Source organism: Chryseobacterium sp. SN22 (assembly GCF_008329705.1).
Taxonomy (GTDB): Bacteria; Bacteroidota; Bacteroidia; order Flavobacteriales; family Weeksellaceae; genus Chryseobacterium.
Genome location: NZ_VTSX01000039.1, coordinates 1 through 24,086, shown reverse-complemented (window position 1 = coordinate 24,086; position 24,086 = coordinate 1). Strand labels below are relative to the sequence as shown.

Genomic DNA, 24,086 nt, shown 5'->3' with positions numbered 1-24,086 from the left:
AACCAGTTTTCCAAAACTGTGGAGAATAAGGGAGTCGAACCCTTGACCTCCTGCGTGCAAGGCAGGCGCTCTAGCCAGCTGAGCTAATTCCCCCTCTAGGTGCTGTAGGCTTTAGGCTATAAGCGTTTTTGAAAATTTTCAGTTTCAATTGAATAAAGTCTATTTAGCTGGGAAAAGTATTTAATTAAATCACTCTGCAAATCTTCTATTTTCTGATCTATAGAGCTTTCAAAATTTTTGTCACCACGTAATTTTTTATTTCCTAATCTATGAATTGTTAACCAGCTAACATTTACCAATTTACTTAATTCAGTGCTAATATCATTAGATGTTTGTTTGCTTAAGATTCTTTCAGTTTTGAAGACATCATATTTATAATGCCTGAAAAAATTGTCCTCTTCAAGCTGATCAAGATCAAATCTTGTAAAATGTTTTTCTCCATAATTTCTTAAACTAAACTCAATTTTAGGGTAAGGACTAAAATCTCTTTCTATTTTTTGTACTCTTATTATAGCTTCATGTTTTTCTTTTGGCATTAATGTTATTTCGAGTGTTTCAAAAAAAGTACTGTCTAATGTTTTAAAATCTGTTGTTAATGTTGCAGCAATCAAATTAATTATAGTTGTTTTCCCAGAGCCATTAGGTCCAATGAAAAAGTTTACATCCTTATCAAAATTTATTTCAACGGTTTTATCCCCCCCAAAATTTTGTTATTTCAACTTTTTTTATTTTGTTCATAATAATGATTATTAGCTAATGTTTTATTAGATAGTATAAATTTGATTTATTTAATTATTTATAGTATGAAAAAGACTGGGGAGGTAAAAGATTAAAATCTTCTTTTAAATCTTTTGGTATTTTATACTTTCTAAATTCTTTAATTTTTATGGCAAATCCTGAGTCTTTATCTTGAAAGTATTCATAAAAATATTCTTCTGTAATACCAGCATGAATATGTGTTAATTCCCACAATTCTTCTAATTTATCATTAATAATGTGTTCTATATCAAATTCTCCTATAACTTTTTGCATAGGTGAGGATGCATAAACAATTACAGTTTCTACATCTCTGTTTTTAAAAATAGATTTTCTAAACTCGAATTTTTTAGTCCCTTCAAAAATCTTCTCTGCAAATTCAGGTTTGATCGACAATACTACTTTCATTTTCCAATATTTCTATATGCGAATTTAACTATTTTTTTAAACTGTTCGTCACTCAACTTGTAGAATCCTATACCTAAACTACTTGGATTTTCTAATACTCCTATATCAATTAAATTTTTTAAAGTAGGCTTGGGAGTAGGAAAGGAAAAAGCATGTAAAAAGTTAATAATAAATGGTTTATAGTCTGCTTTTTTATTCCACCATTTATTTAGTAAGTCTTCCTTATTTATTAATGTCCTTCTATTACAGCTATTAAAAAAATCGTCAAAATTTTTAAAATCAGTCTTAATACCTTCGACAATACAAATTGATGTAATTGTACTGGAATGAATTTTGGGATCAGTTTTTCCAATCCTGTAAACTAAAAATATATCTCCAGATTTTAGATTTCGTTGTGGAGAGTGAGATATATATACTTTTCCAATCCTGTTTCTGTGTGGGGCATTTTCTTGATAAAGAGTTTTATCCTCCTTTGTATTTATACTATCTGGAAACAGTTCAGTATGATATTGAGGTTCTATTTTAATAATATATTTATCAGTCTCTTTTGAGAAAAAAGGAAAGCTAATTCTTGGATTATTGATGTCAATTATATTTTTTTTAGAAAAAGGTTTAACATAGACTTTCTCCTCTCCATTTGATGTAGTTTTTATCCCATGATAGATGAATCCCCATTCTTCTAACATTTCAATTAGTTGTATTTGTTCAGGTCTTCTATCAAAAATAGTTACGTAAATTTCATCAACTTTATACTGAAATGCGTTATCAAATACTATTTTTAAAAATCTTTCACCAATTTTATATCCATTTCCAATAACCTTTAATGTCCCTATTTTCAGCCTTCTTTTAGTTTTAAATGCTGGAGTGATATTTGAATAGTCTTCGCCTTTATCTTCTACTTTAATAAAAAGAAATGCAGATAAAATACCGTCGCTATTACATATATAACATGGATTTTCTGTCTTTTTGTTGAACCACCACTCAAATTCAGAATAATCTTGTTTGAAAGAATCAAAAAAAGGATCAGATAAATCAATTTGTCCGAAATCAGCTTGTTTAATAGCTAATATATCATATGGAACTAAACTGGGATTTTCAGCTGTAACCTTTTCAAGAAATTTTTGAATAGTAAAGACTCTATCATTAATATTTAAAGCTTCTGCTTTTTTATGAATCTTTTTATCTTCTGAAATAAGGATGTCTACACGGCTTTCAAATATCTCATTTAAGATTTTAGTATCATTTTTGTCATTCAAATCTTTATCAAATTCATTGCTTATTTTAGATATTTTTTCTTTAAAAGGAGCTAAATATTTGATTTGATTATAGTTTTCGACTTTGATACTCATAGCCTTTTTTGCATCATTGTCTCTAAACCTGTTTAATTCTTCAATGGTTATAGGGTGTATATATTTAAAGTATTTTAGATTATCAATCCATTTAAATAGTGTTCCTATTTCAGGTCTATGAGCTTTATTTGCTTCTCGATGAATGATTATATTTGTGTCAAGAAGGATTTTCATCTTTAATATGTTTTAATAAATTTTCAAGGTCTTGATTTAAAATGAATAAAGGTTTTTTTAAGATAGTCAGCTAAAAATTTTGCATATTTTACTTCTTCATCTTGAAAATGGACTAAGAAGTCTAAATCATAAAGTTTAGAGTCTCTTTGTTCCAACCTTTTTTTTATCTCAGTTGGTTCATCAATTTTTATGCTTAATGATATAGGATTGATCTTTTCAAAAGTTTTAAGGGTAACTTTTTCAATTTCACTTTGCTTGTTTATAAGGCAATAATGACCATCCAAAAGGAATTGATTGTTATTAGTCACAATTTGTTCTAAATTGACGATAAGTTTATTTTGCGTAAAAGTAATGTTATCAACCTTCTTATTTTCTTTATAGCTAATATCTTCCCATTTTAAAACCTTGCTCGCTTCAAGATGGATTAAGCTTGATTTAGAAAGTATTTTTTCAGCTGTAGTACCTTTACCTGAGCCATGTATCCCACCCAGGAAGTATATATTATCAAACATGTTACTTAAGTTTTAGGCTTATTGGGTTACCTTAATTTTTACGGAGGCTTTCAATATTAGTTTTTACAAATGTATATAATCTTATTTAGTTTATTTTATGGATTCCCGTAATTTAATTATTAAAATTGTTCAAGTTAGGTTTATTTATTCTGTGCAATTACAATTCTTACAGTATTATTTTCAATCCAAAAAAACATTCACCCTCTTCAACCTATCCGCCATCATTTTCGTCCGGTCGTTGCCGTTGGAATCCAACACTTTTAAATTTCCATTATACATCGACGGGTTTTCGAGGTTAGTTTTTCCGTGCGTCCAGGAACTGCTGTTTGGATTTGGTTTTGACGGTATCGCCATAGTTCAGGGGCTCGATCAATTCATCGGATTTTTTGATCTCGGTGGCGTAGATTTCGACCGTCCGGTTTTTATTGTAGACTTCGAGGACCAGTCCGGAAAGGCCCTTGAAGCGGAAGGGTCCGTCGGGGATAGTAATGTCACTGGTGAACCAGGCAAAATACGTGTTGCCGGTATCGGTGGTGGTTTTGGCTAAACGGGTTTTGAAGCCTTTGAGGTCTTTGGTTTCGTTCAGGATTTCCCACTTCAGCTGAGGTTCCTCGTAAGTGAAGATGTATTTGCCCACGGGAAGTGAAGCCCATAGTTTTTCTTTCGTTTTGTAAACGCTGCCCACCGATTTCGGGTATTTGGGAATGGCTCCTGCGCTGGTGCTGATGGTTGCCGTGGAAAATCCTTTGTAATAGGCCTGCGCTTCCCGGCTGAAATAAACGGATTCTACGTTGTTGCACAGAAGGGTAGACGTATACACACTGACCTTATCCCGGTTCAGGCTGTCGGAAATTATTTTGGTTTCATAATTCACTTCCATGACCGCTTTGCTTTGTGCTGAAACAGCCGGTATATTGGATACAAGCCAAGCTGCAAATAGAATCTTCTTCATAATTATTAGCGTTAACGATCCCAATAATACGAAAATAAATGAATTCCTCATGATGGGAATCCATAATTGATAAACCCTGCGAAGTGATTAAAAGCATTTTGCCCTTTCTTAAACACTTCAATCATTCCACTAAAAACAAATCCGGCTCAACCATCAGTTGAGCCGGATCAATATAATTATTCTTAATGACTTAAACTTTATTAATAAGCCTTTCCAATCTTTCCATCATCTCCTCTTTCTCCTTCAGCATCCTCTCATACAAAGCAATCTTTTCCTCGTGAAGTTTTAAAATTTCTACTATAGGATGAAAATTAATGGTTCCGTAGTTGAAAGAATTTGTAAAAGCGTGTTCTCCAAATGTATTGGAAATAATATTCACCGCCTGCTCCTCATCAAAATTCTGAAAGGCTTCTACGGGGATTTTCAGGACGTTGGAAATGGCTTGGAGAAGTGGGGCTTCGATGGTGGCCTTTTGTTCGAGGAGGGAGATTTTCTTCTGGTTCCAGTCTTCGCCGAGGTCGAAGGCCAGGGCTTCCTGCTTGATGCCGAGCATTTCCCTGAAGCGTTTTACGTTTCTTCCCTGATGTATTTTCTGTTCCATAGCGGTGATCCAAGTTTTAATGGCTTAAAGATAAGGCGATTTGTGTTCATTCGCCGGACGGTAAAGTTAAAAATTATCCGGTAAAATACCCATTCGCCGGGGATATTTTATTCCCTGAGTGGATCGTTTTTTATGGAGAAGGCCGAAATGGGGCTCCGGCATCATGATTAAGCAATAATGTTTCCAATCATCCGAAATAAATTAATCCTCCTGATGGGAACCCTTATGGTATAAATATTTGTCATGCATGAGATATGGGTGGGAAATCCTATCCTTGCCAATCAGCAGGAAGGGCTTTGCTGATAATAATTGCGTGTTCTCATGCCTTTATTTTTGCAATGTTTCATATGCAGGTAAAGATTGGTTTTTGGAAATAAAAAAACTGTATTTTATATAATCAGCGATAATAATTGCATCCTTTTTTCTAAAAGACATTAAAAATATCTTTTTACAGGATATTCATTTGTTATCGTCTGATAATCATCAGGTAAAATATATTTTACCTGATGACAAATAATTTATAATTATACTTTGTTTTATGTGGTAAATTGCTAATTTAGGGATCTGATAAACTATATTAAAAATGAAGAAAATTTTATCCATTGCCCTTTTTTCTGCGGCATTATCAGCTTTTGGACAAACCTATTGTATACCTGCATTTTCTAACGGATGTGGAGGCGGAGACGAAATCGATAGTTTTACAATTCCGGGCATATCTTTTAATCACTCTGATACCGGATGTTCGAACGGTGCATATGGAGATTATACGTCACAGACCATTAATCTCAATGCCGGTGTTGTTTATCCTTTTAACATCACTCACCAGTACGGAACTCAGAAAGTAAGAATCTGGATCGATTTAAATAATGACGGGACATTTGACGAAACTGCAGAACTTGTAGGTGCTGCAAGCAGTACTTTCACCACCATAAATAGTACGGATGGTGCGATTGCAGTTCCCGCAGGTGCCTCTCCGGGCATGCACAGAATGAGGGTTGCCACGAGATACAATGTAGAGCCTGTTCCATGTAATACAGCTGGTTATGGAGAAGTCCATGATTATAGTGTCAATATCGGGGCGGCACCAGGCTGCCTCGCTCCAACGAACCTTTCGGTTTCAGCAATTGGTGCCAATTCGGCAACCCTTTCCTGGACGGCCCCTTCGAGTGCGGTAGGGGTAGGATATGAGTATTATATTTCCACATCAAGTGCAGCTCCGGTCAGTACAACACCCGCATCGGGATCTGTCTCAAATCCTGCAGCGGGTACTTCTCTGCCGAATTTATTACCGACTACCAATTATTATGTATGGGTCAGATCAGTATGCAGCACTGCAGATAAAAGCGGATGGTCTACTTCCGCTGCCTTCAGGACTGTCTGCGGGACCGTGACTCCAAATTTTACTTTTGATTTCAGCTCAGGTATCAATGAGTGTTGGAAACAGGCGGATGGGGGTACTCCTGCCACGGGTCCTACAGGAACTACTTCTGAATGGTATGAAAGCGGATTTTTAAATAACGGTTATACCGGGGCCATGAAAATGAACATCCTTACCTATTCCTTTAATCCTGCCACGTTTAATTCCTGGCTGATTACGCCGACATTCAATCTTTCCGCCGGAGGATACCGCGTGTCGTTTGATTACGGCTTAACAGAAGCTTATGATACTTCCGCAGGTACTTTAGGATCAGACGACCTCGTACAGTTTGCCATTTCCCAGGACGGAGGAACCACATGGACGGTTGTTAAAACCTGGGATGCCAATAATTCGCCATCCAATACTGCAAACCAATATGTACTTAACCTTACAGGCTATAACAGTGCTGATACCAAATTTGCATTCTATGCCACCAACGGGGCCGTTGCAGATGCAAGTGAAACCGATTTCTTTATCGATAATTTTGTAGTGGAACAAAATGTTCTGGCCACCAGTGAGGCAACAGCTGCCGCAAACACAATAAAAGCATATCCTAATCCATTCTCTGAGGTATTAAATATTTCGAATACTGAAGGGGTAAAACAGATTGTCATCACTGATGCAGCCGGAAGACTGATAAAGACGGTCGGCAATCCGGCTACACCGCTTTATTTAGGCGAGCTGAAACAGGGAATATATATGATAATTCTTGAAATGAAAGACGGAACACAAAAAACGATTAAAACCGTCAAAAAGTAAGTACAGCAATCTGTATAAACTACAACAGCGGCTAATCCATTAGCCGCTGTTGTAGTTTATGTTTGTTTTGGAAAGCGTACAATCTTTTTTAAGCAATCCAAATTACCGGATAAAAAAAACAGCAGTGATTTTCGGACCCATCACCAACGAATTTAGTAAATTTATGAAATTAGATTTACCTGGTTACAGACAGCTTGATCATGAAGGATTACAAATACAGAAAATTTACGGATGAAATCGAAAAAAATATTACTGAAGGACTTTTAAAACCGGGAGATCGCCTGCCCTCTGTCAGAAAAATAAAAAACGAATACCAGCTCAGCACCAGTTCTGTACAGAACGGCTACGACTACCTTGTAGATAAGGGGCTTGTAAAAAGTATTCCGCGCTCCGGCTATAGAGTCAACGGTCAGTTAAAGAAAAAATCGGCTCATTCCGGGCGTGGTCTGCAGGCGGTTCCAAGGGATCCTGTCTTTAGGGAAAATATTCTCATCACCTCACATCGGCGGCGGCATCATGAAATTGCCCACCTGCATGCAGCTGTCCCTTCAGATTTTATGATGCCTCAAAAACTGGTGCTGAGCACCATGCAGCAGATTATCCGGGAGAAAGGGGCTGCGCTGCTGAGGTATTACCCTTCTAACGGAGCAGAAGAACTTCACCGATTAATTTCCGGACGTTCAGCTCTTCATGGCGCATTGGTACAGCAGGAAGAAATTATTATCACAGACGGAGCGCTGCAGGCGATGTATATTGCATTGGCTGTAACCACCCAACCGAATGATATTATTGCCGTAGAAAGCCCCTGCGTCTTTTCCGTTTTGGAAGTTATCGCTAACCTCGGTCTGAGAACCGTAGAAATCCCTGTAAGAAATACGACCGGTATGGATCTGGATTTCCTTGAGGAAGCCTGTACCCAAAATAACATCAGGGCAATTGTTGCAACCCCTAATTTTCATAATCCAACCGGAATCCTGATGACGGATAAAGCGAAGAAAGATCTTTATGGTATTGCCTCTGCACGTGATATTCCGGTTATCGAAAATGATATTTACGGAGACCTCTATTTCAGCGGTACCAGGCCATCCAACATCAGGAATCTCGATACCCTTGGTCTTGTCATAACCGTTTCTTCTTTTTCAAAAAGTCTGGCTCCCGGTATAAGGGTAGGCTGGCTTTCGGCGGGACGTTATTTCCCACAGGCAGAACGGCTGAAATTTGCTTTGGGCAGATCTGTTTCACCGATAAATCAGGAAGTTGTCATCAGATTACTGTCTGCTTCGGGCTATGACAGACACCTCCGGTCATTCCGGCGGCAGTTGGAACTTCAGGCCGTCAGGCTCATCAGTCATTTTAATCAATATTTTCCCGATACGGCATCAGCAACGATTCCAGAAGGCGGATACAGTACATGGGTTCAGCTTGAACCTGGCACAGATATGCCGTCATTTTACAAAACCTGTGAAAAATTCGGTGTTTCCTTTACCCCCGGTCATACGTTCTCGTTTACGAATAGTTATGATCATTGCTTCCGGGCTGTGTTTTCAAGCCATTTAACAACTGAAAGTTTTGAAGCTATAGAAAAAACCGGAAACTGGGTGAAAGAATAGCTGTACCGGTTCTTTTTCATTAATCTGTATCGCGTGCCGATTTCAGGCAACCCTTACATTTGTCTGAAAATTAAATATATTTAATGAATATCGTATCAAAATTTACTGTAGGATCAGAAAAAGGAATTGATCTTTTTTTAGCATTGAAAGAGGCTCATTTAAAAGAAATATATGATGGCATTACCGATCCTGTCAAGCTCCGTACTTATATTGAACATGAGCTCGACCGGAGAGCGGCAATTAATGACCTGAATGATCTGAGTACCAGATTAATCGTTGTTTTTGATGATGACCAGCCGGCAGGTTACGCCATTATCAGGAATGCGTTTGACCGGCCTGGCATTCTGGAAGGTAAAAGAGCGGTGCATCTTTCGTTTTTTATTCTTTCCGGACACAATATTCCGGAAGTACGCCTGTCCTTATGGCAAAAATGCCTGTCGGTTACAAGAAACCATGCCCATTGGACGGAGTTGCCTGCAGGCAGCCCAATCATCCCTTTCCTCGAAACGGTTGATTTTACGGTTGTTGGGCAGTCTGAATTAAAACCGTTCAGTATACCTTCCCAGATTATGGTGCGCCGGAATTTTTGACCATATCATCACGCTGCATGATTAAGAAACGATGGGAGCATCTTCTGCAGAACTTTTTAGGCCTTACTGAAAGTGTAATGACATCAGGCCCGGCTGTTTATACTCAGAAAGCATCCGGCTACAGCCGGATGCTTTTACTATCATTGAATTAACGGATCTGTAAAGACTTAAAGGCTATCGCATCGACCTCGATAAGCATGCCGTCCAGAGCCAGCCTGGGTACCGGAATCAACGTACTTGCCGGAAATTGATTATTCTTCCATACTTTATACATCTCTTCTGTCCATATTCTGAGTTTCTCCTGATCGTGGCCAACAACCAATATGGTAATTTTCAGGACATCGTCAGTCGTGAGATCCGATGCTTTAAGAACAGTGATCAGGTTTTGCAGGGCTGTTTTAACCTGCAGCCGGAAATCCTCAGAAAGGACGTGTCCGGAACCTTCTCCGCCGCTCTGTCCGGAGATAAATACATAATGGCCGTTGCCTGAGGTAGTTGTGGAATGGGAAAAAGCAAATGGAGTAGGATCGAAAAGCCCTTCAGGGTTTCTGTACTGAATTTCTGACATGTCTTTTTGATTGGAGACGGGGTTATTTTCAATTGTAGAACAACCGATACACAAAGAAATGAAGAATGGAAGCATCAGAAAATATTTTTTCTCTTTTGCCGTATTTTTAAATTTAATCATAGGTTGCAAAGAATTGGTTGAGTTGAAGCAATTGATGCACGGCAGCCTTGGACCAGTAAGCCGCATTGTGTGCACCGGGAAGCTCTTCATAGGCATGAGGAATTTTCAGGGCGATCAACTGTTCATGAAGCTGTCTGTTTTGAGCGATCAGGGGATCACCGGTTCCGCAGCCGATAAGGATTTTCTGTCGGCTATTTTTAAATTTACGGATCTGGGAAACAGCTGTATAAGAGGTCCATTTTTCAGGGTTTTCTCCCAATAATTCAGGAACCCCGTATTCTTTTCCAAAAGGAACAAAATCGATAACGCCGCATATACTCCCTACTGCAGTAAAGGTTTCCTGATGCCTGGCGCCAATATACAGTGCGCCGTGCCCGCCCATACTCCAGCCTATAAGAGCGGTTTTCGACGGATCAGACTTATAGTTGGCCCGGATATAGCCAGTCAATTCTTTAGCGATAAATGTTTCATACTTCAACTTCGGGCTGTCTATATACCAGCTGTCATAATTTCCGTCGGGGAGTACAAATATCATCTGCATTTCTTTGCTGAGCGCTGCCAGGGACGGAATGTCTTTTATCAATGTCCTTTCAGGATAACCGCTGTAGCCGTGCAGTATGTAAACCGTTGGCCATTTCTTATCCTTACCTTCGGATGGGTGGATCACCAGGGTTTTAATCTCCCTGTTCATAGAGGCACTGTAGATGCTCAGTGAATCCACTTTCTGAGACAACATCTTGGTTCCGGTACAGATGACGGCAAATGTAAATAATGATTTGATCATTGCAATTGATTTTTATAAAAGCAAAATTAGATGCTCAGGTTTTCAGAATTCTATACATATGTTGAGGGAATACAAAAAAATTATATTCATCTGGCAATATGTTTATTTGTTTTATCTTTATGCAATGACAGCATTTTGGGAATTTATAAACCGTTATTCTGCGCTCTCTGAAGAATCGAAAGAAGAGTGGTCGGCATCTTTGAAGACATCTAAAATAGTAAAGGGAAGTAAAATGCTGGAACAGAACGTTATTCCAAAAGATATTGCTTTTGTCAGCAGCGGATTGCTTTCGTATTATTATCTCAATGAAAAAGGGGAGAAAATAATTAAAAAATTTTTTCCTGAAAACACCCTGGTCGCTTCAACCAGTGCTTTATTGAAGCAGCAGCCCGGCTTTTTTGCTATTGAAGCTCTGGAAGATACGGAGCTGGTCAGTTATTCCTTCAGTGATTTCAGATACCTGACCACCAAGTATAATGATATTGCAAGTTTTTATATTGCCTATCTGGAACGTCATTGGGTTATTGAAAAAGAGTTTGACGAGATTACGCTTAAATCGGCTACTGCAAAAGAAAGGTATTTGGGGTTTGAAAGGGATTATCCCCGGCTGATTTCCCGCTTGAAACTTCATCAGATAGCCTCTTATCTGGCGGTTACCCCGACACAGCTAAGCAGAATAAGGGCTGAACTTTGATGTTCCTATCAGAATTAAGATAAAAAATGGCCGGAAAAAATTCCGGCCGTGATCAGATTAATCCTGGTTTTTCTTTTTTGACGATAGTACGCTTATGGTAACAGCCGTTACTGCAGCGGCAGCAGCTATTTTCAGCAGAAAGTTCTTTTTATTGTACTTCCATTCGGCTCCCCAACCGCGTTCGGCAAAAATATTGGGCACATGCCCGTTTTTTAAGTCATCAATAATTCCTTCAAGTGCGCCTACACGGTCTGCCAGGACCAACGGCAGCCATCGGCCATAGCTGGATTCACTGTAACGGAAGGCAATTTTTCTGATGGCCCCGTTTACACCTTCCGGCGGCGATGCAGTACCGAAGGCAGCGGTCAGATTCGGCCGCTCCACAGACTTTAAAATTTCAACGTCTTCGGGTTGCTGTTGCGGCCGCTCCCATGCGTAACCTTCATGTTCCTCGTTGGTGCGTTTCTTCATGGGGTAGACCGGATCATTTTCAGGATCTGCATCTATTCCCCAACCTTTTATATGAGTATAATCTGCCTGTTCGCTTTTTTTAAAGTCGGAAGGCTTTGTTTCATCTGTAAGCATGTTGTAATATTTTTTTAGTTAAAAACCTGTTATGCAGTCGGCGGAATAAGCACGGTCTTTATGCAGCCGTCCAGTTTTCTTGAAAATATATGATAGGCATCGGCTACCTCTTCCAGCGGAACCCGGTGTGTAATGATCTGTTTCGGGTCAAGAACACCGTTTTTTACGTGCTCAATCAGCTTGGGCAGGTGGCGCTTCACGGCTGCCTGGTTGGCCCGGATCGTAATCCCTTTATTCACCACATTTCCAATCGGTACCAAAGCATCTGTAGGACCGTATACGCCTACAATAGAAACAATACCGCCTTTCTTTACGGAATTAATGGCCCAGTGAAGCGCTGTGGTGGAGCCACCCTGTAGAAGTAGCTTTGTTCCCAGAATCGTATTCGTCAGATTTCCTTTCGCCTCACAGCCCACGGCATCAATACAGACATCTGCGCCCAGGGAATCGGTCTGTGTTTTTATGAAGACCACCGGATCGCCGATACTGTTGAAATTATAAGCTTCACATTGCGCATATTTGGCAACAAAATCAAGCCGGTATTCCAGAGAGTCGATCACGATGACTCTTCCGGCTCCAAAAAGCCATGCGGATTTGGCCGCCATAATACCAATGGGACCTGCACCAAAAACCACTACTGTATCGCCTTTCTGAATGCCTGCCATTTCTGCTGCCTGATAGCCTGTAGGCACTACATCGGTAAGCAGCACGGCATCGTCGGGATCCATCCAGTCGGGAATCACGGTTGGGCCTACATCTGCGTAAGGAACGCGGGCATACTCTGCCTGTCCGCCCTGGTAGCCGCCGGCCGTATGGGAATACCCGAAAATACCTCCGACAGCAGTCGCCATTGGATTTGATTCGTGGCAATTGCCGTAAAGTTCCTGCTTGCAGAAAGCACATTTTCCACAGGAAATATTGAAAGGAACCATGACCTTATCGCCTACTTTCAGTTTTTGTACAGAGGAGCCGATTTCAACGACTTCTCCTATAAACTCATGCCCAAAAGTAGTGCCGACCCGCGTATCGGGAACAAGGCCATGATAAAGATGCAGATCCGAGCCGCAGATGCAGGATCTTAAAACCCGCACAATGGCATCTTCCGGATGTTCGATCTGCGGCTCAGGCATATTGCGGTCCGCGCGCACGCGAAAAGATCCGCGGAAATTCATTGCTAACATATATGTATATTTTGTTGGTGATGAAAAGTAAACAGCAAAAGCGGGACCGCCATGGGTCTATCCGCAGTATATAATTTTTTGGAAGAAGCCGGTTTTTGTTCATAAGGCAAAGCCTCTCACATGAAATAAGATCAAAAGTAAAAACTTTAAGATCAAAAAAAGTCAGACAAATGTCTCAATTTTGAGACATTTGTTTTGTATTTGTGACATGAAAGATACGAAGGATAAGATTATTGATGCTGCTGTATTCTGCTTAAATGAGAATGAGAAAGCCAGCGTAGATGAAATCGCTAATTATCTCGGAGTAAAATAGAAGAACAATTCACAGGTACTTTAAAGACCGGGATAATTTATTGCAATGCTGTCTCCGCAAGATGATGGCAAAATGTAATCTGGCAATGGGCGAGGCTTATGGAAGCAGTACCAATCCTATTGAACAATTGGAAGCCATGTTTTATACTGCACTTTTTGTTGGAATTGAATATTCTTTTGTAAAAAAGCTGTTTAACCGTTCCGGTTACGGGCAGACGCTTGAAAGTGAAAGGTTAGATTACGAATCGGTAAAAGAAAAATGGTTCAGGCTTATAGCAGGACTTCAAAATTCCGGGGTTATCAATAAAGCACTACCGATTTCATGGATTTATAACCTTTTTGGAGGGATGATAGATATTGCTATACAAGCACAGGCAAGTGGTGATGTAGCCATCAACGAGATCACAAGTCTTTCCTGGAATTCTTTTCAGGGAAGTATTGGTATAGATCAAAACTCATGATAAAGCAAATGAAATAATAGCGGCATTGTCTCTGATAGTAATGCTGTCGGATTTCGAATACTCCCCCACGAAATAAAAAGCAAATGACATCAAATTATAGCAAAATGGCAGATACGATGATAAACACCTTGTAAGTTTACTGCCGGGTTTTACAAACCATTATCAGAATGTAAACGGCACAACGTTGCACTATGTTTCAGGCGGGCAGGGCTCCCCCCTTATTTTATTGCCCGGCTGGCCACAGACATGGTGGAGTTATCATAAAGTCATGCCGGTTTTAGCTGAGCATCACAAGGTTATCGCGATCGATTTCAGAGGGATGGGTTCATCTGAGAAGCCGGCTGAGGGTTACAGCAAAAAAAATATGGCCGGTGATATCGCATTATTAATTGGAATAATGGGTCTTGAGAAAGCTCATATTGCCGGACATGATATAGGTGCCAACGTCGCCATTAGCTTTGCAGGAAATTATCCGGAGCTTACGGAGAGCCTAATTGTTCTTGATACACAACATCCTGAAGAAGATCTTTACAAACTGCCTATGCTTCCGGTTGGCCTGCCGGTACATCCGTGGTGGGTAGCTTTCAATCAGATAAAAGATCTGCCTGAGCAGTTACTGGAAGGGCGCTTTCATATTGTTCAGCAGTGGCTGTTTGATAAAATGCTGGTAAACAAAGGCAGTATTAGCGGATTCGATCGGCAGGTATATGCGAAAGCTTACGAAACAACAGAAGCTATCCATGCATCGAATGCATGGTATCAGACGTTTCCCGAAGATATTCAGGATATAAAACAGATGAAAGCCATTGAGGCGCAAACCCTGGCTCTGGGCAGTACTGATGCATTACCGATGTTGAAAGGATCACTTCCTAATTATATTAAAAATCTTCAACTGAAAGAAATTAAGAATTCGGGTCACTTCATTCTGGAAGAGCAGCCTGCTGAAGTTGCCGGCTTAATTGGGGAATTTCTGAAATAAGACTTAACGGTGATAGAAGCTGAGCAATTCTTGTATTGCTGAAGAATGTTTCAGATACTGTTTAGATAATGTATTTTTGGCCCGCAATTATGAATTGCCATCAAAGAAAAATATGATTAATATAGAAACGGATAACTCTGCCTATAATATTAACCGGATGATTTTCTTTTCTTCGTCAACGGAGTAGCTTATTTTTTTTGAAAGAGCTGCCTGAAGATCTCGGGGGATCTCGATATAAGGATCTTTCACATCGCTTACGCTTCCACCTGAGCGTCGTGACATTCCCTGGCTGATAACGGTTTTAATAAACGGAGTTTTCCGTAAGGATTTTGAGGCATCATCACCGATGCTGTAGGCCAGGACAAGCCTGCCTTCCCGGTCAAACACTTGTATAGGATGATGACGCATCGATATATCTTTTCTCTTCCGTGCAGTAAACCTTTGATTCATCGTCGCCGGTATTGAAAGTGACGTTCCCCTGAAAAAACGGATTGGCTGTTCTTTCTGGATTGAGTTGATAATGATGTTCTGCCAGAGCGGAAATAAAACAGACGGTGCCTGCTCCGGCTTTCAAAAACACCTTTTTATCGCTAATATAGCTTTTACTGAACGCAAAACTATTGGCGGTTGCTGAGAGAGGGTACTTCCAGCATCTGGCTTCCGGCCTGTTCATCTGATTTCTACTTCGAATTCATATTAAATTATCTCGCTGAAAAACAGGATGGTATCATTTTGATGTAAATTTTTTTAAATCTTTTCCAACGTTTTTTCCGGTTTCTGCATCTATATCCATAGAGGCAGCTGCCAAAAACAAAAAAGATCATCCATGAAAAATTTATATATACACCTCCTGTTATTTCTTCCGGTATTCAGCCTGGCGCAGGTGCCGGTGATGGAAACCGGCGATGGAAAAGGCGGCTACCGGAAAAACAGTGATGTGGTTCTGCAGAAGCTGAACATTGAGACCAAAATCACCGGAAGGATTTCTACCAACACCGTAACCATGGTTTTCAGGAACAATTCCGACCGGCTGAGAGAAGGAAGGGTTACCTTTCCGCTGCCGGAAGGCGTGAGTGCCGGCGGTTATGCCCTCGACATCAATGGGAAACTGCGGAATGCCGTTCCGGTAGAAAAGGAAAAAGCCCGGGAAGTCTACGAAACCATTAAAAAGAGGAATGTCGATCCCGGAGTCCTCGAAAAAGTGGAAGGAAATAACTTCAGGACCACGGTTTATCCGATCTCTGCCAACGGCGGCGAAAGAACGGTTCAGATTACCTACAACTGCGAGCTGAAAAAATCCGGAAATGCCTACCAGTACTTTCTGCCGCTGAACGGGAATGCCGAAATCCCTGAATTTACTTTAAAAACCACCGTTTTTCAAAGCGCCGATGTTCCGCAGCTTAAAGAAAAACCCGACGGTAGCTTTGATTTCATAAAAAACGGGAATGTCTGGGTGGCTGAGATCCGCAGGGTCAACTTTAAACCGGCAGACAATATAAAGATCAACCTTCCCCGGCATGAAGGAGGCCAGACCGTGCTGATGCAGAAAGCTTCCGGGAACACGTCCTATTTCCTGGCAGGCATTAATATCAATCCGGGGGAGCGGGCGAAAAAACTGCCGGAAAAGCTGGCGGTAGTCTGGGATAATTCCTTAAGCGGTAAAAAGCGGGATCATCTGAAAGAATGGGCTTTGCTGGATGCCTATTTTAAAACCAACAAAAACCTCACGGTAAAAGTCTATTTCCTGAATCATACGTTTGAGGAAGGGCAGACCTTTAAAATAAGCGGCGGAAACTGGACTGTGCTGAAGGATTACCTGCTGCGTACGGTCTATGACGGCGGCACGGACTTCGGGCAGCTGAAGCCGGTAAAAGAAGATGAGGTCCTGTTTTTTACGGACGGACTGTCTTCTTTCGGGGAACTGAAAATAAACGGGAATATCAGCAGGCCGGTTTATGCCGTCGCATCTTCTTCCTCCATGAATACCGCCCAGCTGAAGTTCATCAGCAATCTTACCGGCGGAGAATTTTTAAACCTGAACGAAAACGACCCCGCAAAAGAAGTGAAGAAACTACTGTTTCAGCCTTTGAAATTTTTAGGAATAGATGAAAACAACGCGGTTTCCGAAGCTTATCCTTCGCTGCCCCAAACCATTTCCCAGGATTTTGTACTGACCGGGATTCTGAAAGGAGACCAATCCTCTGTTGTCGCCAGATTCGGATACGGAAATGAAGTGACGGAAACCCGGGCTATTTCCCTGGATGCCGAGGAACAGATGATAAAAGACTGGGAAATCTCAAAATTCTGGGCCCAGAAAAAGCTGGGCGAACTGGAAATTTTTGAGAAGGAAAATAAAAGCGAGATTAAAAACATCAGCCGCCGGTTCGGATTGGTCAGCAACAACATGAGCCTGATGGTCCTGGAAAATGTGGAAGATTATATGCGGTATGAGATTCCGCCGCCGGCAGAGCTGAGAAGTGTATACGACCGGATGGTGAAAACCAGCAGCGTCCGCAAAGACGAACGGGTAAAAGACCTCATGGCCGATGCCGAAAGGATGACTGAGCAGCTGAAAGAGTGGTGGAAGAAAGATTTTACCCCGAAAGAAAAGGTAAAACGTTATCCTCAACCGGATCGAGATGGAATCCGGGATTCTGCCACCGGAAGAAATAGGGAAATTGAAGAAGTGGTCATGACAGGAGCTCCTGGCGGAACGGCAAATGCACCGGCAGACCGTGCGGTCCGTGAAAATGAGGTGCAGCAGGCCGATGAAGCGGTGGACATCATCGGTTCTAAATCCAAAGAAATTGAGGAAGTGGTGGTGATGGGATACAGCAGGGCTGTCCGGAGAGAGTTTCAGACCGCATCATCGGTAAGGGTTGGTTCTGAACCGTTACTGGCTTCAAATAATACGGTTCAGTCACTGCAGGGAAGGGCCGCGGGAATAGAGGTTCGGAGCAGTGCAGGAAACAGAAACCTTTCAGAGGTTGTCAATTCCGGGAGAATCAACGTGATCGATGTAAAATCCGGTGCGGCGTACATGAAGCTTTTTGGAAAGGCCAAAGACGCGGAAACCGTTTATCAGATCTATCTGGACAACCGCGAAAACTATGAGGGTACGCCTCAGTATTACTTTGATGTCGCCCAATTGCTGTTCAGCCTTAAAGATAAAAAGTCAGCATTAAAAGTATTGAGTTCCATTGCGGATCTCGATATTGAAAATGAGGAACTGTACAAGCTTCTGGCCTATAAACTGAAACAGGCGGAAATTTATGACAAGGAGCTGTTCATCACCCGGAAAGTACTGGAATGGCGGCCTTTTGATCCGCAGAGTTACCGGGATTACGCCCTGGCGCTGGAAGACAACGGGCAATACCAGCAGGCGCTGGACCATCTGTATTCAATCCTGATGCAGTCGTACACCAGGGAACTGGCCAACCGGGATGACGGTATTGAAGAAACAGTGCTTATGGAGATCAACGGGCTCATCAGCAGGTATGGGAAAAAGCTGGATCTTAAAAACATCAACCCTAAAATTATCGCCGATCTTCCGGTCAGCATCCGGGTAGTGCTCAACTGGAATAAAGATGATACGGACATCGACCTGTGGATAACGGATCCGGACAACGAACGCTGCTATTACGGAAATCCACAAACCGCAATGGGAGGAAGGCTGAGCAATGATTTTACCGGAGGTTTTGGCCCTGAACAGTTTCTGCTTAAAAAAGCGGTGAAAGGAAAATATAAGATCCGGACCAACTTCTTTGGCGAAAGGCAGGTGGACATCGCAGGCCCGACGGCGATCATGGCGGAAGTCTATATCAACTATGCTACGGGCAGACAGGAAAGAAAAACAGTGGTGTTCCAGAATCAGAAGGAAGACAACAACCGTGATGACGGAATTCTGATCGGAGAATTTGAGTTTTAATCGAGAACCTGACCATTCCGGTGATTGTGGTTTTTAAGGATGATATATCAGGTTCTGATTCCGCAGGTGAGCTAATCAGTTTTTAGCCGAATACCAGTTGATACAACCAATTGGATGATCAAGGGCAGCCTGCGGGATTTTTATAAAAAAGAGAAGGTAGAAACACAATAAAAGCAATGTGAATGTTAAATAATGGGGTTGGAAGTATCATGAAGGGGATGAAGTGAGGGGCGTCTGCGTAACAGCAGGCGCTCTTTTGTTTATGATGATGATGGATTGAAAAATATTTAATTAAAAACAGGTTTTATTTAAAAATCATGAATTTCTTTTTTTAACTTAAAAGGAAATCCTTTATCGCTGCATTAAATGGTTTTCTTTCCGGAAAATTTATACCATGATTTCCTGGTTATCATAAATTATAGGGTAAGGGTATGGGTGCAACCGTCTGCCCGTCTGATAAAAAATTTTATGTCTTCTCATAAATTTTTTTAATTTCCCCTTATTTTATTTATTTTATAATCATTAAAATTTAGGTGTATTAATTATTAAATAGATATTTATTCTGCCTGGTTGGCATTTAATTACTATTAAAAGATCAAAGGGATTGTTTTGGAAGCAACCGCTTTAAAATAGGAAACTGACTGTTGGTTTTGGGTAGAGTCAAAATGTTTTTTTCGTTGAATCTATTTTATTTTTTATCCTTTTTTATATGATAATGATTTTATTTTCATAGGGTTATAGGTTTAAACAGAATTTTATTCGGACAATTGGATATTAATGATATATTTAAAAATACACGTATTTATTTATATCAATTTTTAATGCATTTTTACATAATTGATTGCCTGATCCGGTAAAAATTGAAAAATTGTTAAAAGAATAAATACCTGTGAAAAATCAGGATTTTTATTATCCGATACGGAATAAATTTCTGATTCAATGATTTATTAACGAAGGTCAGGCCTTTTAAATGTACCAATGAAATCATTTATCACCGATAGTTTTTTATTACAGAATTCCTTTGCGGAGGAGCTGTATTTTAATTATGCTGAGAAGCAGCCGATCATCGATTACCACAACCATTTGATCCCGCAGGATATGGCCGAGGACACGGTTTTCGAAAATATCTCGAAGGTCTGGATCGCGGGCGACCATTACAAATGGCGGGCGATGCGGACCCTGGGCATTGGCGAAAAATTCATCACCGGAGATTCTTCCGACAAGGAAAAATTCGAAGCCTGGGCCAGGACGGTGCCTTATACGTTAAGAAACCCGCTTTACCACTGGACGCACCTGGAGCTGAAAAGATACTTCGGGATCGATGAGCTCTTAAGTGAAAGCAACGCTTCGGAGATCTACGAAAACATCACCGCTCAGTTGCAGACCCCGGAAAAATCCACCAGGGGCCTTCTGGAGCTGATGAATGTGGAATCCCTCTGCACGACGGAAGATCCTCTGGATACCTTAAATTACCACCGGGACCTTTCAGAGAGCGGCTGGAAAGTGAAAGTAACCACGGCTTTCCGTCCGGATAAAGCGATTCTGATCGAGAACCACAACTTTGCGGACTATATTTCGAAACTGGGGGAATCGGCCGGTGTTGAGATTAACACTTACCAATCGCTTTGCGATGCCCTATTAAAAAGGATTGAATACTTCCATGAAAACGGCTGCAGGCTCTGCGACCACGGACTGAACAATATCTCCTTCGAGGAAGCTTCAGAAGCTGAGGTAAGTGCCATCTTCACCGATAAGCTGGCCGGGAAAGTCATTGCTGAGAAGCAGGTAAACCAGTTCAAGACGGCGATCTTACTGTTCCTGGGCGAAACGTATCACCGGTTCGGCTGGGTGCAGCAGTTCCATTTGGGGGCCCTTCGGAACAATAACGAAAGGATGCACCGTATCTTAGGCCCTGATACCGGCTGGGATTCCATCGGGGATTTTGTCCAGGCGGAAACCCTGTCCAAATTATTGAACGCATTGGACGGAAAGGACAAGCTCACCAAAACGATTCTGTATAACCTGAACCCTGCCGACAATGAAATCTTTGCCACCATGATCGGGAATTTCAACGACGGAAGCATTAAGGGAAAAGTACAGTTCGGATCCGGCTGGTGGTTTCTGGACCAGAAAGACGGGATGATCAAGCAGATGAACGCCCTTTCGAACATGGGGCTGATCAGCTGCTTTGTCGGGATGCTGACGGATTCCAGAAGCTTTCTTTCCTTCCCGAGACACGAATATTTCAGAAGGGTGCTGTGCAACCTTTTCGGGGAAGAGATCAAAAAAGGAGAGCTGCCCGAAGACATGGAACACATCGGGAAAATCATTTCCGATATCTGCTATAACAATGCGAAGAATTATTTTGATTTTTAAAATTAATTAAATAGAAAAGGTCTCAAACAGATTTTGCAGATGACGCAGATTTTTTGATCTGAATGATTTGCTTGATTCGTGAAAGACTTAAAATAAAACTGAACCATTAGGATTTATTCAGAGGTTTAGAAAATTAAGAAAAGCTTTGCTTTAAGCATTCTGCTGAATGAAATCTTTGATTTTTGTCTTAATCCTATATTAAGATCTTCACATCTTAATGGTTCAGATAACAAGCTAAATATTGGTAACTGTTCTGCTTGGAAAACTTTTAATGAGTTTAGCTGAGTGAAACAGTTTATGCTGAGCCTGTCGAAGCAGCTTTGCGAACTTAAAAACAGTTAGCAGTCATAAAAACTTTGCGGGCTTTGCGTTAGATAAAAGCAGCCGTTATTAAAAACAGCCATTATAAAAATTATGGGTAACAAAATACTTACATTCGGAGAAATCATCATGCGTCTTTCACCGCCCGGGCACCGGACGATGAAGCAGAGCCATGAGCTGGAATTTTTCTTCGGCGGCACGGAGCTTAACGTGGCGGCTTCACTGGCAGCCATGGGCTGTAAGGTAAAGCATGTCAGCTGCGTATCCGATGACTTTGTAGGGGAATCGGCTTTGGCTTTTGTAAAAAGCTTCGGGATCGATCCTTCTTTCATCACCAGAAACGAGCATCCTTTGGGACTGTATTTTTTGGAAGTCGGTTCCTCGGTCCGCGCGAGCCGTATTGCTTACAACCGGCTGAACGGCTCTTTTGCCAACATCGAAGCCGGTAATACCGACTGGGAAAAAGCGCTGGAAGACTGCCGTTATTTCCACTGGACAGGCATCAGCCCCGGCATCTCCGAATCTGCTTACAAGACCTTAAGAGAAGGTTTACTTAAGGCCCGCGAAATGGGAATCGAGGTGACGGCTGACCCGGCGTACCGTTCCAACCTCTGGAAATACGGCAAAAGCGGGAAGGAAGTGTTGAAGGAGCTGGTCGGTTATTCCACGGTTTTCATCGGCGGGGTGAATGAGATCAATGAAATTCTGGGAACTCAGTTTTCACCTGACAAAGAAGGCTTCCTTAAGGCCTGCCGGGAATTAACACAGCAGGTTCCTTCCATCCATAAAATCTTCGATAAAATAAGGATCGGGGTAACGGCAAGCTCGCAGCAGACCCGCGGCAGGGCTTTAATTGACGGAGATTATTTTGAAACGGAACTTCTGGAAGTTAGTCCTGTGGTGGACCGGATCGGGACGGGGGATGCCTTCGCCGCGGGGCTGATCTACGGCCTGCAGCATTTTGATGATGAAAAAGCGCTTCATTTTGCCAATGCGGCCTGCGCGATCAAGCACACGATTCTGGGCGATATCAATTACAGCAGCGCCGAAGATATCCTCGAAGTGATGGCCGGAGATTCCGGGGGAAGAATAAAAAGGTAACGGCTGGCGGTTGGCTTCTGGCAGCTGGCTTCTGGCGGATGGCAATTTGTGGATGGTTATTGGCTTTTAGCTTAATAAACCTGACTTTTTTAGAGAAAGGACATTATAATGAAAGCTTAGTGGCTTTTATAAGCATAAGTTTATGCTGAGCCCTGTCGAAGTAGCTTGGCGAACTTAAAAGCAGTTAGTAGTCATAAAATCTTTTGGCCTTCGCGTTAAAATTCCAGGTTGAACTAATTAAGACCTTATAATATAAATTAAAATGACAACAATTCAATCAACAGCCGACACCATTATCAGCCAGGGCGTTTTGCCTTTGTATTATCATGCGGAGGAGTCGGTTACTTTAGATATCTTAAGATCGCTGTACCGTGCCGGGATCCGCGCAGTGGAATACACCAGCCGGGGCGAGGCAGCTTTGGGTAATTTTACCAGGATGGTGGAAATCCGCAATTCGGAGATGCCCGGGATGCTTTTAGGCATCGGGACAATCAAAAACCTTCAGCAGGCCGAAGCATATGCCAGGGCCGGGGCCGACTTTTTCATCAGCCCGGGTTTTGTACCGGAAGTGGCTGAATATTTAATCCCGAAAGATATACTGTACAGCCCGGGCTGCATGACGCCGACAGAGATCATCGCCGCTGAAAAGGCGGGCGTGACTTTCATCAAATTATTTCCCGGGAATGTCCTGGGGCCTGGGTTTATGGGCGCCATTAAAGACGTATTCCCAAACTTAAAATTCATGCCTACCGGAGGTGTGGATACCACTAAAGAAAGCATCGAAAGCTGGTTCAGAGCCGGGGTATCCGCCGTCGGGATGGGCAGCAAGCTCGTCAGCAAAGACCTGATGCAGGCAAAAGATTACGGGACCATTGAAAAAGAAACCCGGAAAGTCCTGAAAATCATTCAGGAGCTGAAATAACGTGAGTCTGATTTTAACATGATTCTGATAACAGTATTTAAAAAACAAACTAACTAAATTCTAAAAATAAAGTATGAGTTCAGTTACCTCTCTTAAACCGAGTAACTTCCGGTGGACGATCTGCGTGCTGCTGTTTATGGCCACTACGATCAATTACCTGGACCGCCAGGTATTATCCCTGACCTGGAAGGATTTCATCGCCCCGGAATTCCACTGGAACAACAGCGATTACGGGAACATTACCGCTTTGTTTTCCATTTTCTATGCCGTGGGAATGCTTTTCGCCGGGAAATTCGTCGACTGGATGGATACCAAAAAAGGATTTCTATGGGCCATTGCGATCTGGTCGGTGGGGGCGGTTCTGCACGCCTTCTGCGGGATTGCCACCTCGGGGATCCTCACCGGAAACTGGCTGGCCGGTTTTCACGGATCGAAGGAACTGATTGCAAAGGTGTCCGACACCTCAGCGATTATCAGCACCAGTGTTACCTTATTTGTGTTTGCCCGTTTTGTACTGGCCATCGGGGAAGCGGGGAACTTTCCGGCAGCCATCAAGACCACGGCGGAATATTTCCCTAAAAAAGACCGCGCTTTTTCCACCAGCATCTGGAATGCAGGCGCCACGG

Annotated in this window: 22 protein-coding genes, 1 tRNA gene and 1 pseudogene; 11 read left to right on the top strand and 13 right to left on the bottom strand. The window is 41.8% G+C overall.

Going from position 1 to position 24,086, the window contains the following annotated elements:
* Positions 1-19: 19 nt before the first annotated feature.
* The 7 genes and pseudogenes from FY557_RS19190 to FY557_RS19160 all read right to left on the bottom strand — a co-directional run bounded on the left by FY557_RS19190 (position 20) and on the right by FY557_RS19160 (position 4,752).
* A tRNA-Ala gene (locus FY557_RS19190) sits at positions 20-93 on the bottom strand.
* Between the two features lie 23 nt (positions 94-116).
* Positions 117-710, bottom strand: a pseudogene (locus FY557_RS19185) (AAA family ATPase); the annotation flags it as partial.
* Between the two features lie 82 nt (positions 711-792).
* Positions 793-1,164 (bottom strand): ASCH domain-containing protein, encoded by a 372-nt coding sequence (locus FY557_RS19180; RefSeq protein ID WP_149248842.1) that lies wholly within the window; start codon positions 1,162-1,164, stop codon positions 793-795.
* Positions 1,161-2,687: a PIN domain-containing protein gene (locus tag FY557_RS19175; protein WP_149248841.1), complete on the bottom strand. Its 1,527-nt coding sequence runs from the start codon at positions 2,685-2,687 to the stop codon at positions 1,161-1,163. Before FY557_RS19175 ends, FY557_RS19180 begins: the two co-directional genes overlap by 4 nt.
* A gap of 23 nt (positions 2,688-2,710) precedes the next feature.
* Positions 2,711-3,199, bottom strand: a complete 489-nt coding sequence (locus FY557_RS19170; protein ID WP_149248840.1) for an ATP-binding protein — start codon at positions 3,197-3,199, stop codon at positions 2,711-2,713.
* A 295-nt stretch (positions 3,200-3,494) separates the two neighbouring features.
* Positions 3,495-4,151 carry a GLPGLI family protein gene (locus FY557_RS19165; protein WP_228451845.1) on the bottom strand — a complete coding sequence of 219 codons (657 nt, stop codon included), beginning with the start codon at positions 4,149-4,151 and terminating at the stop codon, positions 3,495-3,497.
* 190 nt (positions 4,152-4,341) lie between these two features.
* On the bottom strand, positions 4,342-4,752 hold the full coding sequence (locus FY557_RS19160; RefSeq protein ID WP_149248839.1) for a helix-turn-helix domain-containing protein: 411 nt from the start codon (positions 4,750-4,752) through the stop codon (positions 4,342-4,344).
* A gap of 583 nt (positions 4,753-5,335) precedes the next feature.
* Between FY557_RS19160 and FY557_RS19155 the strand changes: the two genes are divergently transcribed.
* The 3 genes from FY557_RS19155 to FY557_RS19145 all read left to right on the top strand — a co-directional run bounded on the left by FY557_RS19155 (position 5,336) and on the right by FY557_RS19145 (position 9,128).
* Positions 5,336-6,928: a GEVED domain-containing protein gene (locus tag FY557_RS19155; RefSeq protein WP_149248838.1), complete on the top strand. Its 1,593-nt coding sequence runs from the start codon at positions 5,336-5,338 to the stop codon at positions 6,926-6,928.
* Positions 6,929-7,128: 200 nt separating this feature from the next.
* Complete coding sequence (locus FY557_RS19150; RefSeq protein WP_185151775.1) at positions 7,129-8,538, top strand: PLP-dependent aminotransferase family protein; 1,410 nt, start codon at positions 7,129-7,131, stop codon at positions 8,536-8,538.
* A gap of 83 nt (positions 8,539-8,621) precedes the next feature.
* Positions 8,622-9,128, top strand: coding sequence for a hypothetical protein (locus tag FY557_RS19145; protein WP_149248836.1), 507 nt, complete (start codon positions 8,622-8,624; stop codon positions 9,126-9,128).
* Between the two features lie 148 nt (positions 9,129-9,276).
* On the opposite strand, the gene FY557_RS19140 is transcribed toward FY557_RS19145, so the two are convergent.
* Both FY557_RS19140 and FY557_RS19135 read right to left on the bottom strand, forming a co-directional pair.
* Positions 9,277-9,696, bottom strand: a complete 420-nt coding sequence (locus FY557_RS19140; RefSeq protein WP_149248835.1) for a RidA family protein — start codon at positions 9,694-9,696, stop codon at positions 9,277-9,279.
* A 112-nt stretch (positions 9,697-9,808) separates the two neighbouring features.
* On the bottom strand, positions 9,809-10,600 hold the full coding sequence (locus tag FY557_RS19135; RefSeq protein ID WP_149248834.1) for an alpha/beta hydrolase: 792 nt from the start codon (positions 10,598-10,600) through the stop codon (positions 9,809-9,811).
* Positions 10,601-10,724: 124 nt separating this feature from the next.
* On the opposite strand from FY557_RS19135, the gene FY557_RS19130 reads away from it, so the two are divergent.
* Positions 10,725-11,294, top strand: a complete 570-nt coding sequence (locus tag FY557_RS19130; protein ID WP_149248833.1) for a Crp/Fnr family transcriptional regulator — start codon at positions 10,725-10,727, stop codon at positions 11,292-11,294.
* A gap of 57 nt (positions 11,295-11,351) precedes the next feature.
* Here the strand turns inward: FY557_RS19130 and FY557_RS19125 are convergent, their stop codons facing one another.
* Together FY557_RS19125 and FY557_RS19120 are read right to left on the bottom strand one after the other, a co-directional pair.
* Positions 11,352-11,879 carry a hypothetical protein gene (locus tag FY557_RS19125; protein ID WP_149248832.1) on the bottom strand — a complete coding sequence of 176 codons (528 nt, stop codon included), beginning with the start codon at positions 11,877-11,879 and terminating at the stop codon, positions 11,352-11,354.
* 29 nt (positions 11,880-11,908) lie between these two features.
* Positions 11,909-13,060, bottom strand: coding sequence for a zinc-dependent alcohol dehydrogenase (locus FY557_RS19120; protein ID WP_149248831.1), 1,152 nt, complete (start codon positions 13,058-13,060; stop codon positions 11,909-11,911).
* Positions 13,061-13,458: 398 nt separating this feature from the next.
* Here FY557_RS19120 and FY557_RS19115 point away from each other — a divergent pair, with 398 nt between their 5' ends.
* Positions 13,459-13,833: a hypothetical protein gene (locus FY557_RS19115; protein ID WP_149248830.1), complete on the top strand. Its 375-nt coding sequence runs from the start codon at positions 13,459-13,461 to the stop codon at positions 13,831-13,833.
* Positions 13,834-14,017: 184 nt separating this feature from the next.
* A complete protein-coding gene (locus FY557_RS19110) occupies positions 14,018-14,812 on the top strand; it encodes an alpha/beta fold hydrolase (RefSeq protein ID WP_228451844.1) in 795 nt (264 codons plus the stop codon).
* A gap of 141 nt (positions 14,813-14,953) precedes the next feature.
* Here FY557_RS19110 and FY557_RS19105 read toward each other — a convergent pair whose 3' ends face one another.
* Both FY557_RS19105 and FY557_RS19100 read right to left on the bottom strand, forming a co-directional pair.
* Positions 14,954-15,220 carry a hypothetical protein gene (locus FY557_RS19105; protein WP_149248828.1) on the bottom strand — a complete coding sequence of 89 codons (267 nt, stop codon included), beginning with the start codon at positions 15,218-15,220 and terminating at the stop codon, positions 14,954-14,956.
* Positions 15,192-15,485 (bottom strand): hypothetical protein, encoded by a 294-nt coding sequence (locus tag FY557_RS19100; protein ID WP_149248827.1) that lies wholly within the window; start codon positions 15,483-15,485, stop codon positions 15,192-15,194. Before FY557_RS19100 ends, FY557_RS19105 begins: the two co-directional genes overlap by 29 nt.
* A 153-nt stretch (positions 15,486-15,638) precedes the next feature.
* Between FY557_RS19100 and FY557_RS19095 the strand changes: the two genes are divergently transcribed.
* The 5 genes from FY557_RS19095 to FY557_RS19075 all read left to right on the top strand — a co-directional run.
* Complete coding sequence (locus tag FY557_RS19095; RefSeq protein ID WP_149248826.1) at positions 15,639-18,740, top strand: VIT domain-containing protein; 3,102 nt, start codon at positions 15,639-15,641, stop codon at positions 18,738-18,740.
* A gap of 978 nt (positions 18,741-19,718) precedes the next feature.
* Positions 19,719-21,116 (top strand): glucuronate isomerase, encoded by a 1,398-nt coding sequence (gene uxaC / locus FY557_RS19090; protein WP_149248825.1) that lies wholly within the window; start codon positions 19,719-19,721, stop codon positions 21,114-21,116.
* A gap of 414 nt (positions 21,117-21,530) precedes the next feature.
* A complete protein-coding gene (locus FY557_RS19085) occupies positions 21,531-22,538 on the top strand; it encodes a sugar kinase (RefSeq protein WP_149248824.1) in 1,008 nt (335 codons plus the stop codon).
* Between the two features lie 262 nt (positions 22,539-22,800).
* On the top strand, positions 22,801-23,460 hold the full coding sequence (locus FY557_RS19080) for a bifunctional 4-hydroxy-2-oxoglutarate aldolase/2-dehydro-3-deoxy-phosphogluconate aldolase (protein WP_149248823.1): 660 nt from the start codon (positions 22,801-22,803) through the stop codon (positions 23,458-23,460).
* A gap of 73 nt (positions 23,461-23,533) precedes the next feature.
* A partial coding sequence (locus tag FY557_RS19075; RefSeq protein WP_149248822.1) for an MFS transporter occupies positions 23,534-24,086 on the top strand: 553 nt, incomplete at its 3' end.